The sequence below is a fragment of the Wujia chipingensis genome (genome assembly GCF_014337155.1).
In the GTDB taxonomy this organism is placed as follows: domain Bacteria; phylum Bacillota; class Clostridia; order Lachnospirales; family Lachnospiraceae; genus Coprococcus_C; species Coprococcus_C hominis.
Map to the genome: position 1 here is coordinate 112,763 of NZ_CP060632.1, position 14,521 is coordinate 127,283.

General features: G+C 44.9%; 10 protein-coding genes. 5 read left to right on the top strand and 5 right to left on the bottom strand.

The annotated features are described in order from the left end of the window. Positions 1 to 23: 23 nt before the first annotated feature. Entirely contained in the window at positions 24 to 1,004 is a 981-nt protein-coding gene (locus tag H9Q76_RS00575; RefSeq protein ID WP_117780881.1) for a Gfo/Idh/MocA family protein, read from the bottom strand. A gap of 289 nt (positions 1,005 to 1,293) precedes the next feature. Here H9Q76_RS00575 and ileS point away from each other — a divergent pair, with 289 nt between their 5' ends. From ileS to H9Q76_RS00590, 3 genes are all read left to right on the top strand, one after another. Further along, positions 1,294 to 4,473, top strand: a complete 3,180-nt coding sequence (gene ileS, locus H9Q76_RS00580; protein WP_195541173.1) for an isoleucine--tRNA ligase — start codon at positions 1,294 to 1,296, stop codon at positions 4,471 to 4,473. A gap of 364 nt (positions 4,474 to 4,837) precedes the next feature. Then, a complete protein-coding gene (locus H9Q76_RS00585; protein ID WP_021984050.1) occupies positions 4,838 to 7,279 on the top strand; it encodes a glycogen/starch/alpha-glucan phosphorylase in 2,442 nt (813 codons plus the stop codon). A 181-nt stretch (positions 7,280 to 7,460) separates the two neighbouring features. Beyond that, positions 7,461 to 7,820, top strand: coding sequence for a hypothetical protein (locus H9Q76_RS00590; RefSeq protein ID WP_249321352.1), 360 nt, complete (start codon positions 7,461 to 7,463; stop codon positions 7,818 to 7,820). On the opposite strand, the gene H9Q76_RS00595 is transcribed toward H9Q76_RS00590, so the two are convergent. From H9Q76_RS00595 to H9Q76_RS00610, 4 genes are all read right to left on the bottom strand, one after another. Next, a complete protein-coding gene (locus H9Q76_RS00595; RefSeq protein WP_196020579.1) occupies positions 7,798 to 8,568 on the bottom strand; it encodes an ATPase in 771 nt (256 codons plus the stop codon). The genes H9Q76_RS00590 and H9Q76_RS00595 overlap by 23 nt on opposite strands. A 602-nt stretch (positions 8,569 to 9,170) precedes the next feature. Beyond that, entirely contained in the window at positions 9,171 to 10,112 is a 942-nt protein-coding gene (locus H9Q76_RS00600; protein ID WP_243029257.1) for a thiamine phosphate synthase, read from the bottom strand. A gap of 358 nt (positions 10,113 to 10,470) precedes the next feature. Continuing rightward, positions 10,471 to 11,916: a 2-iminoacetate synthase ThiH gene (thiH, locus tag H9Q76_RS00605; protein ID WP_118545808.1), complete on the bottom strand. Its 1,446-nt coding sequence runs from the start codon at positions 11,914 to 11,916 to the stop codon at positions 10,471 to 10,473. A 14-nt stretch (positions 11,917 to 11,930) separates the two neighbouring features. After that, positions 11,931 to 12,704 (bottom strand): thiazole synthase, encoded by a 774-nt coding sequence (locus tag H9Q76_RS00610; RefSeq protein ID WP_249321353.1) that lies wholly within the window; start codon positions 12,702 to 12,704, stop codon positions 11,931 to 11,933. Between the two features lie 226 nt (positions 12,705 to 12,930). On the opposite strand from H9Q76_RS00610, the gene H9Q76_RS00615 reads away from it, so the two are divergent. Both H9Q76_RS00615 and H9Q76_RS00620 read left to right on the top strand, forming a co-directional pair. Further along, complete coding sequence (locus tag H9Q76_RS00615; RefSeq protein ID WP_249321354.1) at positions 12,931 to 13,380, top strand: SpoIID/LytB domain-containing protein; 450 nt, start codon at positions 12,931 to 12,933, stop codon at positions 13,378 to 13,380. Between the two features lie 56 nt (positions 13,381 to 13,436). Further along, positions 13,437 to 14,300: a M23 family metallopeptidase gene (locus H9Q76_RS00620; RefSeq protein WP_118374235.1), complete on the top strand. Its 864-nt coding sequence runs from the start codon at positions 13,437 to 13,439 to the stop codon at positions 14,298 to 14,300. Positions 14,301 to 14,521 lie beyond the last annotated feature (221 nt).

Sequence of the window (14,521 nt, forward strand, 5' to 3'; positions counted from 1 at the left end):
GCGTGCGTTACTAACGGAAATGATTATTCCATCGGATATTTGATCTGCCATGTATTTCTCAGTGAGTCGCAGATCTGCATGATGCGGAGTGTCTCTGCATGCGGCATCTCCGGGCATTCGGTCTGACCAACGATGATGGCATCTCTGGCAGCGATAAACTCGAATTCATAACCGGTTGTCTGCTTGTCCGGTTTCTTTGTCTCAAGCACAAGCTTGTGATCCTGATTGTAAATACGGAATGTCTCCGGACAGTTGATGTTGTCAATCTCGATATATCCGCGGTCACCATAGATTTTTGCATTGTTGTCAGGCTGGTACATCATTGTGACAAATGCGTTTGCACATCTGCCACCTTTGTATGAAATCTGCAATGCTTCCTGCGCATCCACGCCTGTGTCAAGCTTGGCACAGGTAGAACCGATCATCGGAGGTTCGCTGCCATAGATCATGGAGATCAGATTGAGCGGATATACACCAAGATCAAGCAGTGCACCACCGGCAAGCTCCGGCTTGGTCAGCCGTTCTTCTCTCAAAAGGGAATAACCGAGGGAACAGGTAATGTTGTTCACACGTCCAATCGCACCCTTCTGGATGTACTCTGCCATCAGGCGGTACATTGGCATGAAACGAATCCACATTGCTTCGCCGCAGAACAGGTTCTTCTCTTTTGCAAGGTTCAGAACTTCCTCGGTTGTAGCGGCATTGTAAGAAAATGCTTTCTCGACAAGCACTGGTTTTCCTGCATTCAGACAAAGTTTTGCGTGCTCTGCATGATGGGAATGAGGGGTTGCGATGTAGATGAGTTCGACATCCGGATCCGCCACAAGTTCCTCATAAGAACCATAGTATTTTGTAACGCCATGTTCTTTGGCAAATGCTGCTGCTTTTTCTGTATCGCGGGAAGCAATCGCGTATGCTTCGAATGCATCCAAATCCTTTAATGTATCTGCAATAACACCGGCAATCTTTCCGGCACCCATAATTCCAACTTTAAAATTGATCATATGAAACTCCTTCCGTGTCAGCTTTTGACGATCTGCGTTTATTATACCAAAATTACAGTCGTATGTCATTTCCTTTTTACAAAAATGAAGGAGCAAGTTTTCACGGAATGGATAACAAAATATATTTATAACTGGCGGAAGTGACATGGCAGGGTTTTATTGACATTTTCGTGGGTTATGCGTTATACTGAAAACTTGGATAGGTCTGTGAATCAGACGGAAATCTATTTTTATGACAGATACAGATATGCATGAAAATCAAACATAATAAGAAAGGAAATATAGAAGTATGTACGAAAAGGTTTCTACAAAGCTGGACTTCACCAGCCGGGAAGAAAAAGTACTCAAGTTCTGGAAAGAGAACGAGATCTTCGAGAAGAGTATCGAAGAGAAGAAAGACCTGCCGACTTATACATTTTATGACGGCCCTCCAACTGCAAACGGCAAGCCGCATATCGGCCATGTGCTGACACGTGTGATCAAGGATATGATTCCGCGTTATCAGACAATGAAGGGTCATAAGATTATCCGTAAGGCCGGATGGGATACACATGGTCTTCCGGTTGAGCTTGAAATCGAGAAGGAGCTTGGTATCGATGGCAAGGAGCAGATCGAGGCGTATGGCTTAGATCCGTTTATCCGCAAATGTAAAGAGTCCGTATGGAAATACAAAGGTATGTGGGAAGAATTCTCCAACAAGGTAGGATTCTGGGCAGATATGGATAATCCGTATGTCACATATCACAATACATTTATCGAGTCCGAATGGTGGGCATTGAAGAAGATCTGGGACGACGGACTTCTCTACAAGGGATTCAAGATCGTACCTTATTGTCCACGTTGTGGAACACCGCTTTCGTCACATGAGGTAGCACAGGGGTATAAGACAGTCAAGGAACGTTCCGCTGTGGTACGTTTCAAGGTGATCGGTGAGGATGCGTATTTCCTTGCATGGACGACAACACCTTGGACACTTCCAAGTAATGTGGCACTCTGTGTGAATCCGGATGAGAACTACTGCAAGGTAAAGGCAGCAGACGGCTATACTTACTACATGGCAGAGGCTCTGCTTGACAAGGTACTTGGCGGCATGGCAGAGAAGCTTGTCAAAGAAGAGAAGATTGCAGAGGGAACACCTGCATATGAAATCCTCGAGACCTATAAGGGTAAGGAATTAGAGGGCAAGGAATACGAGCCGCTTTTTGAGTGCACAAAGGCGTATGTGGCAAAGCTTCCACAGAAGGGACATTACATTACATGCGATTCCTATGTAACGATGTCCGATGGTACCGGTATCGTTCATATCGCACCGGCATTTGGTGAGGACGATGCAAACGTCGGAAGAAAATACGACCTTCCATTCGTTCAGTTTGTCGATGGCAAGGGTGATATGACAAAGGAAACACCTTACGCAGGATTATTCGTAAAGGATGCAGATAAGCCGGTACTCGTTGATCTGGAGAAGGCAGGACTTCTGTTCGACGCTCCGAAGTTTGAGCATGAGTATCCACACTGCTGGAGATGTGACACACCGCTTATCTACTATGCGAGAGATACATGGTTCATCAAGATGTCCGCAGTGAAGGACAGACTGGTGAAGAACAACAACACTGTAAACTGGATTCCGGAAGGTATCGGTAAGGGACGTTTCGGCGCATGGCTGGAAAATGTTCAGGACTGGGGGCTGTCCCGTAACCGTTACTGGGGAACTCCACTGAATATCTGGGAGTGCTCTTGTGGTAAGCGTCATGCAATCGGTTCCATCGAGGAACTGAAATCCATGAGCGACAACTGCCCGGATGATATCGAGCTGCACCGTCCATACATTGATGCAGTGACGATCAAGTGTCCGGACTGTGGCGGCGAGATGAAGCGTGTGCCGGAGGTTATCGACTGCTGGTTCGATTCCGGTGCGATGCCATTTGCACAGTGGCATTATCCGTTTGAGAATCAGGATATCTTCGAGGACAACTTCCCGGCTGACTTCATCAGTGAGGCGGTTGACCAGACAAGAGGATGGTTCTATTCCCTGATGGCAATCTCCACATTGCTCTTTGACAAGGCGCCTTACAAGAATGTTATCGTGCTTGGTCACGTACAGGATAAGGACGGACAGAAGATGAGTAAGTCCAAGGGTAACGCGGTTGATCCGATGGATGCCCTGAACAAATACGGCGCAGATGCAATCCGCTGGTACTTCTACAGCAACTCCGCACCTTGGCTTCCAAACCGCTTCCATGAGGATGCAGTGGTCGAAGGCCAGAGAAAGTTCATGGGTACGCTCTGGAACACATATGCATTCTATGTACTGTATGCAAATATTGACGAGTTTGATCCAACGAAGTATACATTGGAGTATGACAAGCTGTCCGTGATGGACAAGTGGCTGTTGTCAAAGCTTAATTCTATGGTGAAGTCCGTAGATGATAATCTGGGCAACTACCGTATTCCGGAGGCAACCAAGGCACTTGCTGAGTTTGTCGATGATATGAGTAACTGGTATGTCAGACGTTGTCGTGAGCGTTACTGGGCAAAGGATATGCCACAGGATAAGATCAATGCGTACATGACACTGTATACAGCACTTGTGACACTCTGCAAGGCTGCAGCACCGATGATTCCGTTTTTGACAGAGGATATCTATCAGAACTTAGTTCGCACGGTAGATAAGAATGCACCGGAATCTATCCACCTGTGTGACTTCCCGGAGGTAAATGAGTCCATGATCGATCCGGAGCTTGAAGCAAGCATGGATGAAGTACTGAAGGTCGTTGTATTTGGTCGTGCCGCAAGAAATACTGCGAACATCAAGTCCCGTCAGCCGATTGCAAATATGTACATCAAGGCTGCAAAGACACTGGATGATTATTTCGTAGATATCCTGCGTGACGAGCTGAATGTGAAGAATGTAGAGTTCAAGGAAGACCTGTCTGCATTTACCGCATACTCGTTCAAGCCACAGCTTCGTACAGTCGGACCAAAGTATGGCAAGCATCTGAATGCAATCAAGGAGTACCTTGCAAATGTCGATGGCAACAAAGCGATGAGCGAGCTCAAGGCAGACGGTGTGATCAAGTTCACAGCCGATGATACAGAGATTGCACTCGCTGAGGAAGATCTGCTGATCGATGTAGCGAAGATGGACGGATATGTGACAGAGGGCGATAACTATGTAACGGTTGTTATCGACACAACCCTGACACCGGAGCTGATCGAGGAAGGCTATGTGCGTGAGGTGATCTCCAAGATCCAGACGATGCGTAAGGATTCTGACTTCCAGGTAACAGACCGCATCAAGGTCTATGTAACCGGCAATGCGAAGATCGCAGAGGTTATGGAGAAGAACGCAGATGAGATCAAGCGAGTCGTACTTGGCGATGCATTTGTGATGGATGCAGCGTGTGACAACTCAAAAGAGTGGAACATCAACGGCGAGAAAGTTACGATCGGCGTGGAAGTAAGTAAATAAAATAATAAGTAAAGTTCTGCAAATCAAACAGAGGATTTGCAAGCAAATTGTATAAAATTTTTTGTTAATTCACACATTCATGGGCAGATGTAACGAAAAATACATTTTTCATTGTATCGTGTAATTATGTCTGCTACACTGAATGTGTTGGAATGGGGCTGGGATGCCCTGAAATGACATGTCTGCGACGGGAGAGTATCGCGTAGAGAATTAGGATTGTATGCCGGATGATGGTGTGCTGCCGGATAAGCTACGATAACGGTAATGAGAGGATTAGCAACGGGGATGATATGGACATGTTACGTAAGATAAGTGTGGGCATTTTCGGATGCACATACGCACATAAACAAGGAGGATTAATTCTATGAAGAAGATGGCTGATTTCGATAAGGAAAGCTTCAAGAAGGACGTCATTAACAACGTCAAAAACCTTTTCCGTAAGACTATCGATGAAGCAACACAGGAACAGGTATTTCAGGCAGTGTCCTACGCAGTGAAGGATCATATCATTGATCGCTGGATCGCTACGCAGAAGGCATACGAGGAGAAGAATGCAAAGACTGTTTACTACCTGTCTATGGAGTTCCTTATGGGCCGTGCACTTGGTAATAATATGATCAACCTCACATGCTATGAGCAGGTGAAGGAAGCATTGGCAGAGCTTGGCTTTGACTTGAATGTGATCGAGGATCAGGAGCCGGATGCAGCACTTGGTAATGGTGGTCTTGGCAGACTGGCTGCATGTTTCCTGGATTCCCTTGCTACATTGAACTACCCTGCATATGGTTGTGGTATCCGTTATCGTTACGGTATGTTCAAGCAGGCAATCGAGAATGGTTACCAGATCGAGAAGCCGGATAACTGGTTGAAGAACGGCAATCCATTTGAGGTAAAGCGTCCGGAGTATGAAGTAGAGGTTAAGTTCGGTGGCTATGTAGCGACAGAATGCAGAGAGGGAAAGAATTACTTCGTACACAAGGATTATCAGGCAGTTCGTGCGATTCCATATGATCTTCCAATCATTGGATATGGCAATAATGTTGTAAATACACTCCGTATCTGGGATGCAGAGCCGGTACAGGAGTTCAATCTTAATTCATTTGATAAGGGTGAGTATCAGAACGCAGTGGAGCAGGCAAACCTTGCCCGTAACATCGTTGAGGTACTTTATCCAAACGATAACCATTATTCAGGTAAGGAGCTTCGCTTAAAGCAGCAGTACTTCTTCGTATCCGCTTCTGTACAGAGAGCAATCCTGAAGTTCAAGGAGAACAACGCAGATATCCATGATCTTCCAAACAAGGTTACATTCCAGCTGAACGATACACATCCAACTGTAACAGTAGCAGAGCTTATGAGAATCCTTGTTGATGAGGAGAATCTTGAGTGGGATGATGCTTGGGATATCACTTGCAGAACATGCGCATATACAAACCATACAATCATGGCTGAGGCACTTGAGAAGTGGCCAATCGACCTCTTCCAGAAGCTTCTTCCTAGAGTATATCAGATCGTAGATGAGATCAACCGTAGATTCGTTCTTAAGATTGAAGATATGTATCCGGGCAACCAGGATAAGGTTCGCAGCATGGCTATCCTCTATGATGGTCAGGTTAAGATGGCTCACCTTGCTATCGCCGGATCTTACTCCGTAAACGGTGTTGCTAAACTTCATACAGAAATCTTGAAGAAGCGTGAGCTTCGTGATTTCTACGAGATGCGTCCGGAGCAGTTCAACAACAAGACAAACGGTATTACACAGAGAAGATTCCTTCTCCATGCAAACCCATTGCTTGCTGACTGGGCTACAAAGAAGGTCGGCGACGGCTGGATCACAGATCTTCCGGTACTTGAAGGTCTGAAGAAGTACGCAACAGACAAGAAGGCTCAGAAGGAGTTCATGGACATTAAGTACAAGAACAAGGTTCGTCTGGCTGAGTACATCAAGGAACACAATGGTATCGATGTAGATCCGAACTCTATCTTCGATGTTCAGGTTAAGAGACTTCATGAGTACAAGAGACAGCAGCTTAACATCCTTCATGTTATGCATCTGTACAATGAGTTGAAGGCAAATCCGGATATGGATTTTGAGCCGACAACATTTATCTTCGGTGCAAAGGCAGCAGCTGGTTACAAGACAGCAAAGCTTACAATTAAGCTGATTAACTCTGTAGCAGACGTGATCAACAATGATAAGTCTATCAAGGGCAAGATCAAGGTTGTATTCATCGAGAACTACCGTGTATCAAACGCAGAGATCATCTTCGCAGCAGCAGATGTATCGGAGCAGATCTCAACAGCTTCCCGTGAGGCTTCCGGTACAGGTAACATGAAGTTCATGTTGAACGGTGCTGTTACACTTGGTACGATGGATGGTGCAAACGTAGAGATCGTAGAGGAAGTTGGTAAGGAGAACGCATTTATCTTTGGACTTTCAGCTGAGGAAGTAATGAAGTATGAGAAGGATGGCGGTTACTATCCAATGGACATCTACAATTCAAATCCAAAGGTTAAGAAGGTTCTTGACCAGCTGGTAGATGGAACTTACTCAAATGGCGATAAGGAATTGTTCCGTGACTTATATGATTCTCTTGTAATGAAGGACGTATACTTCACATTGAAGGATTTCGATTCTTATGCAGATGCACAGAAGCGTGTAAACAAGGCTTACAAGGATAAGGCTAACTGGGCTAAGATGGTTATGCTCAACACTGCTTGTGCAGGTAAGTTCTCTTCTGATAGAACAATCGAAGAGTATGCACAGGAGATCTGGAAGCTTGAGAAAGTAGAAGTTACATTGTAATTTTATAGATAGGAATATATGAGCGGCTGTGCGTGCACATGCCGGTTATATGGGAGAAGGCTGTCACTGTTTGGTGGCAGCCTTTTTTGGAGTAAAGCAAGCTGGATTAGGTAGAAAATAGTAGAATGGAGGGAATTCCCCCATTTATGCGGTGCATTTGACGACCGCTAATCAGAGCAAGATGCGCAGAGCGCATCTTGTCTCTGTGGATATTGGGGCAGGTTGGGTAGAAAATGGCAGGACGGGAGAAAATCCCCAACCGGAAGGTAAAGAGAAGCAAGCAGGTTGGGTAGAAAGTGGCAGAGCGGGAGAAAATCCCCAACCGGAAGGTAAAGAGAAGCAAGCAGGTTGGGTAGAAAGTGGCAGAGCGGGAGAAAATCCCCAACCGGAAGGTAAAGAGAAGCAAGCAGGTTGGGTAGAAAATGGCAGAGCGGGAGAAAATCCCCAACCGGAAGCTACAGAGAAGCAAGCAGGTTGGGTAGAAAGTGGTAGAGCGAGAGAAACTCCCCAACCGGAAGCTACGAGAAGTAGTGCTCGATGATATGTAGGACAAGTTCAGAATCAAGTGGCGTTTGAAGCGACTCATATGTAAGAATCAAATTGCCGTCAGGATAGATATTGTTCCGGCAATAACGTCGGATTTTCGTTAAGGCATTGTCGAGATAGTCTTCCTCCCCCATCATTCCTAAGTGCTCCCAATAATATATTTTCTTTGTGACAGGATGTCGGATCGTGAAGTCCGGATAGACAGTATGAGATCCAAGTTGCAAACATGCTTCATATCGAAAAGGAATTTGCTTTGAAAATAGGGCATTGGCAATAAGAACTTCTGATTTGGAACGTACCAGAATCCCCGCATAAGTATTATGAATTAATTTTTCTGGATAGTTATTGGATCTTTGATAGTCGGTTGTTGACCATGAAACTTCATCATTGAAAACTGCTGAAAGTAGAAGATTGTGATAGGAAGAATCTGGAGATAGAAGTTTGTCAATTCTTCGTGTGTGTGGTGGTGCAATTTTCAAGCATTTTTTTAGAAATGTAATTTCATCCAAATCATCTTTTAGACGGGCGAGATAGTATTTTTTCTGCATTAATTTATTGGCTAATTTCTCTTGTGAGCGTGGCAGATAGTTTCGTTTCCCTTCAGATATTAAGTACCATCGAATGTATTGTTTGTCGCGTTCACAAGATATGTTTTCCTCTGGTAGATTCTTTAGCTTTTGCTGTATCCAGTGTACTTCAGCTAATAAATGTTCGAGTTCCTTTTGCATTTTTTGTACGTCCATAAAAACCTCCGTTGTTAAATAAAATAATTATAGTTTTTGAAATTGACTAGGAACATGACAGGAAACTGATAGAAAATGTCCCTAGTCAGAAAGAAAAATATGGGACCGGGGGAAGTAGAATCCGGGTCAGAAAAAGTGTTATGACATGACATAGTTTGATACAATTATGCCTGTTTCGTTATAATGTTCATTATGTAATAAAATAATGGGTAAAAATAAGAACATGTAGATAAATTCACTTTAGAAATTAAATGAATTAACCATATAGACAATAGCATGGATTATGATTGCTTGTAAAGAACTTTTTGAGTAAAAAATGCAAGTTTAGGAGATTTGCACAAATTCAAGTGGGAATATGCTGGGGGAAAATGGAGAAAATATAAGATTTGCACTAAACGAAGAACGAGTGATGAGGTTGCAACAGAGAAAAATCAAAAATATGTGATGAAGTTACAATATAGTAAATCCCAAAAGTATGTGACAGAGTAGTGGTAAAGTAAACCAAAAGGGAAAAAGCTCCAAATTGTAAGGAGTTTAATTAGGTTTATTAAAGTAGGTAATCTGTCAGAAACAAACTTAATTCCTTAAAATGGAACGCTCAATTATTCGGATAGAATTGGTTTCATGGACGCCGACATCATGCAATATCCAGATATATTACAATCGTATAACATGGAAACATTTGCATCTGAAATTCCACCGATGGCGTACACTGGAATAGAAACAGCATTGCAGATTGACTTCAGCCAGTCAATACCTCTTCCCGGAAGCCCTTTTTTACAATCCGTTGTAAAGATATGTCCGGCGGTGATGTAATCTGCACCATGTGATTCTGCAAAGACTGCGTCCTCTACACTGTGGATAGAGGTTCCGATCCATTTGATGTGCGGATATTTTCTTCGGAAGCCGTCAGAAGATGTTGTTGCGGATGTAGTATTCTCATGGGACAGACCATTATCTGAAGTTATAACAGAGGTACCATGAGTCAGATCGTTATTTGAAGTTATAACAGAGGTACCAGAAGCATCAGAAGCCAGGACAGAACTATTAGATAGGGAATTCTGAAAATTATTTTGTCCTGAATTGCCTGATTGACAAAGTAAATTCGTAAACATGGAAAATGGCAGATGCAGATCTGTACCAAATTCTTCGGCAACCGCTGGAAAATTGTGTACAATGATGCGGGAGGACATTATGTTGAATCCATCGGAGCATATTGATTTTGTGAGGGTAGAATTATCTGATCTTGAGTTAATGGTGAGCGGATTCTTTGGAGATGTACAGTTATTGGAGGTCAAGTTAGTTGCGGAGCGATAGGAATGTTGGGCAGAGAAAATATCAGCGATAAATTCATGATATTCCTCTACGCTTAGATCCTTTTCACGAACTAGAATTTTATCGTAAGAATTATTGTTTAGAAGCACACGAATCTGGCGGGATAAGCAAGTGAGCGGTGTGTCCTCTGCACTTGCTAAGCCTGCCTGTTTGTATAATTCATAACATATAGTCCGGTTTGTTACTGCGATTCGTGTCTGTGTCATCATATTCTGTAATCCTTTCGAAAATATCATTTGATAATTGTAAATATTCCCTAGTCTTGATATGTCCGCTATGGCGTAGGTTGGGGGGGGAGAAATTCATATTATAGGAAAAGTCCCCCAACAAGTAGGCGATTAAGCCATGGCAAATTGGGTAAAAAATTGAATAGTGCAAAAACCCCCCAATAAATAGGTAATTAGACTATAGCAAGTTGGGGAGAAAAACCGTATTGTAGGAAATCTCCCCAACAAGTAGACAATTAAATTAAGGAAACTTGGGTAAAAAATCTAAATAGCTAAAATTTCCCCAACCAATAACTAATAAAGCCATGATGCTACCAGTCTAAATTAGAATACCCAAAACCTAATTATGATACTCCTCCGTGTACAAGTAGTCGTTCAATACCGGCTGCATGCCCTGGGCGCGGATGGCATCGTAGATTTCCTCGAAGCTACGGTTGTCAGCAATCTCGAACTGCTCATCACCGGCATCTGCAGCATCAACCTGTGAACCGTCATTTACGCATGCGTGAGCAGCATCAGCCTGTGAACCGTCATTTACGCATGCGCGAGCAGCATCAGCCGGTGAACCGTTATTTGCGCATGCCAGACCGTCGTCTGTCTGTGCGCTATTATTCACACTTTTCTGGACAGAATCTATCTTTGTTACTTCGTGTGCTTCGTATTTCTCCTTGTGGTCACCGATACCGGTCGATACGCCTGCGGAAATCTTAGTTGCGGCGATGCGGATGATGCCATCGCGGAAACGCGCTTCCTCGCGGGAAGAAACCGTGATTGCTGCAAATGGAAGGAACAACCGGTAAGCACATAATATCTGGCAGAGGACATTTTCATGGACATCCTTTGGATTGATCTTGTCGTTGTTGATGATCGGGCGCAGACGCGGACAGGAAATAGACATTTCTGCATGCGGGTATTTTCGCTGTAAATAATAGACGTGCAGGGCTGTCGCAAGTGCATCTGTGTGGTAGTCATCAAGTCCGAGCAACGCGGAGAATCCGACACCGCGCATGCCACCGCGAAGCGCGCGTTCCTGCGCGTCAAAACGGTATGGCCATACACGCTTGTGTCCCATCAGATGAAGCGTCTCATACTTGTCTGGGTTGTAAGTCTCCTGGAAGACAGTGATGTAGTCGGCACCGCACTCATGCAGATAGTGGTATTCGTCAGTATTGACCGGGTAGATCTCCAGACCGATATTCCGGAAATATTTCCGCGCCAGCTTGCACGCTTCGCCGATGTATTTCACGTCACTTACGGCGCGGCTCTCGCCGGTCAGCATCAGTATTTCCTCAATGCCGGAATCTGCGATGACCTTCATCTCTGCTTCCATTTCTGCTTCGGTAAGCTTCTTTCTGTGAATGTGGTTGTAGCAGTTGAAACCGCAGTATACACAGTAATTCTCGCAATAGTTTGCAATGTATAGCGGGGTGAAAATGTATACACAGTCGCCGAAATGTGCCAACCGCTCCTTCTGTGCCAGAGCAGCCATTTCCTCCAAATGTGGAAGTGCGGCAGGGGATAAAAGTGCTTTGAAATCTTCAATGCCACAGTGTCCCTGCTTCGCATTTGCAAGGGCTGTGCGGACATCCGCATCAGTGTAAGCGTTGTAATCATAGGACTGCATGGCTGCGCGCACCTTGTCCTTGATATCAGAATCCAGCACTTCCATGCCGTCCATATATTCCATATGGTTGGTACGGGATGCCGGGTTTTCCTCCAAGTCCTTCTTGCGCTTCTGCGCTTCCGGGGAGAGGTAGGAATTATCTATTGTATATTCTTGTTCCATTCGTTATTTTCCTCCTATCGCAAAAATCCGGTCAGAGGATCGGAAGCTGCGCCGCCCTTGTCGAGTACGCGCCCAGGTCCTGCCAGATAAGCTTTACGACCGGCGATGATCGCATCCTTAAATGCGCTTGCCATCATCGGGATATCACCGGCAGTTGCAATCGCGGTATTTGCCATGATGGCAGCGGCACCCATTTCCATTGCTTCACAAGCCTGTGAAGGGCGTCCGATACCGGCATCGATGATGATCGGGAGGTCGATCTCATCAATCAGAATCTGGATGAAATCTTTCGTTGCAAGACCCTTGTTGGAACCAATCGGCGATGCGAGCGGCATGATACAGGCGGCGCCTGCATTTGCCAGATCACGGGCAACATTCAGGTCTGGATACATGTAAGGCATAACGACAAAGCCTTCGTTCGCGAGGACTTCTGTCGCTTTGATCGTCTCCTGATTGTCAGGAAGCAGGTATTTGGAATCGCGCATGATCTCGACCTTGACGAAATCAGTGCCAGCCATTTTACGGGCGAGGCGGGCGATATGGATTGCTTCCTCTGCATTTCTTGCGCCGGATGTGTTCGGCAGCAGCGTTACGTTCTTCGGGATAAAGTCCAGAATATTCTCTTCTGGTCTGGTATTGGCACGGCGCAGGGCGAGCGTGACGATCTCGGCATCGGCATATTCGACTGCCGCACGGATCAGGTGGGAATTGTATTTTCCGGAACCCAAGATAAAGCGGGAATGAAACTCATGTCCGCCAAGCATGAAAACATCGTTGTTATTCTCCATATTTGAAACCTCCGTTTATAAAATATCAAAAAAGCCACGCGAAAAAACCACACCCGTGGTGGTGTGCCCCTTCGCGCAGCCATATATGACAAACACTCTGCTATTATTATAGACATTATACGGAATATGTCAAGCCGGAAGCAATCGCGAGCACACATACAAAAATACAGCATGCTGCTCCGCGTTTGTACATATAATAAAACGAGCAAGAAAAGGGTTGTTGTATATGAAAGTATTTCCATATATTTTAGTGGCGGTTGTCTGTGCAATCGTGGTGCCGTGTCTCGTCACATTCTGCGTGAATGGAAAGCAGGGGGACGGGACTGTCTCGCTGGAACGCATTTCAACCGGGAGAGATGTGCTGGTGCAGACGAAAGCGGGAAATGAGCTGGTGGATGTGGAAAAATATGTAGCGCATATCATGCCGGGAATCGTGGATGCAAGCGCGGATGACAGCTATTTGCAGGCACAGGCGGTCGCGCTTCGGACGAAGGTGTATTATGCGATGGGAGACGCGACCGTAATACAGGCGTCAGATCTGGAATTTCAATATTATACGGAAGGAGATTATATCGCAAAATGGGGCAGGGAGAATTACAAATCCGTCAAGGCGCGTTATGAGCGTGCGGTGATCGCCACCAAAGGAAAAATAATCGAGCAAAAAGAAAATAATTGAATAAAAGGAAAATAATGTGTCCATACTAGCATTAGCAAATCAAAAGGAGGCAGAGTATGGACCGATTCAAAGAATTTTTGCGGACAAAGGGACTGTATATTGCGATAGGCACAGGCGTTCTGGCGTTCGTTGGTCTGATGGTAATCTATAATTACAATACTTACAAAAGCGAGTTTGGAGTAGACAAGCAGACGGTGGATCTGAATGCACCAGAGGTAACAGAAACAACGGAACAGGTTGCTGAGACAAAGGTGGAGATGCCGGAAACAGCAGAGGCAAATTCCGATGAAGCAGTTGCTGGTGATACCGATGCGGACAATCAGACAGCACAGGAAATAGCTGCAAATAAAGATGCACAAAGTGTGGATACAGAAAACAGCACAAATGAAAGCGCACAAAATACAGATGAAAGTACAAGTGACAGCAATGCATCATCTGAAGCGACTGCAGAGACAAGCAGTGATGGCGTGATCGTCAATGAAGATGGTGTGGTTGTTGCGAATGCCTACAACGAAGGTGGCACGCTCGTATGGCCAGTAGATGGAAAGGTCATCTTGCCATACAGCATGGACACAACCGTATACTTCAAGACACTTCGTTCTTATCGTTGCAATCCGGGTATCCTGATCGCTGCAGATGAGGGAGAAAATGTATTGGCAGCCTATGAGGGCGTTGTCGAGTCTGTCAGCGAGGACAAAGAGCATGGAACGACGGTGACTGTAATCATGGGAAATGGATTCAAAGCAATCTACGGACAGTTGATGAATGTCACTGTCGCCGAGGGTGATACGATTACAACCGCGCAGAATATCGGCGAGGTTGCTCCTCCAAGCAGTTACTATACCGAGGAAGGTACACATGTATTTTTCGAGCTGATGAAGAATGGCGTGCCAATCAACCCAATGATTCTGATGCAGTAGTACTGATTATTGGGTGACTGTTGGGTAAAAAATGCAGTAGAATAAAAATTCCCCAGTTGGAAGCTGGCTAGAAAGTGGCTGATTGGGGAATAAATTCATATAACAAAAAATTCCCCAACCGGAAGCTGCTTGAGAGCGTAAATGGTTGGGGATTTTTTTGTTTTTACGTATAATTTACCCAGTAAAACAGACACAGAAGTCAAATATTGGGGAAATTGTTA

Bases quoted from the DNA above. Each gene is read 5' to 3' on its own strand.
- H9Q76_RS00600 (WP_243029257.1), bottom strand. From the start codon at position 10,112: ATGATGACACAGACACGAATCGCAGTAACAAACCGGACTATATGTTAT.
- ileS (WP_195541173.1), top strand. From the start codon at position 1,294: ATGTACGAAAAGGTTTCTACAAAGCTGGACTTCACCAGCCGGGAAGAA.
- H9Q76_RS00615 (WP_249321354.1), top strand. From the start codon at position 12,931: ATGAAAGTATTTCCATATATTTTAGTGGCGGTTGTCTGTGCAATCGTG.
- H9Q76_RS00610 (WP_249321353.1), bottom strand. From the start codon at position 12,704: ATGGAGAATAACAACGATGTTTTCATGCTTGGCGGACATGAGTTTCAT.
- H9Q76_RS00595 (WP_196020579.1), bottom strand. From the start codon at position 8,568: ATGGACGTACAAAAAATGCAAAAGGAACTCGAACATTTATTAGCTGAA.
- H9Q76_RS00590 (WP_249321352.1), top strand. From the start codon at position 7,461: ATGCGCAGAGCGCATCTTGTCTCTGTGGATATTGGGGCAGGTTGGGTA.
- H9Q76_RS00620 (WP_118374235.1), top strand. From the start codon at position 13,437: ATGGACCGATTCAAAGAATTTTTGCGGACAAAGGGACTGTATATTGCG.
- thiH (WP_118545808.1), bottom strand. From the start codon at position 11,916: ATGGAACAAGAATATACAATAGATAATTCCTACCTCTCCCCGGAAGCG.
- H9Q76_RS00575 (WP_117780881.1), bottom strand. From the start codon at position 1,004: ATGATCAATTTTAAAGTTGGAATTATGGGTGCCGGAAAGATTGCCGGT.
- H9Q76_RS00585 (WP_021984050.1), top strand. From the start codon at position 4,838: ATGAAGAAGATGGCTGATTTCGATAAGGAAAGCTTCAAGAAGGACGTC.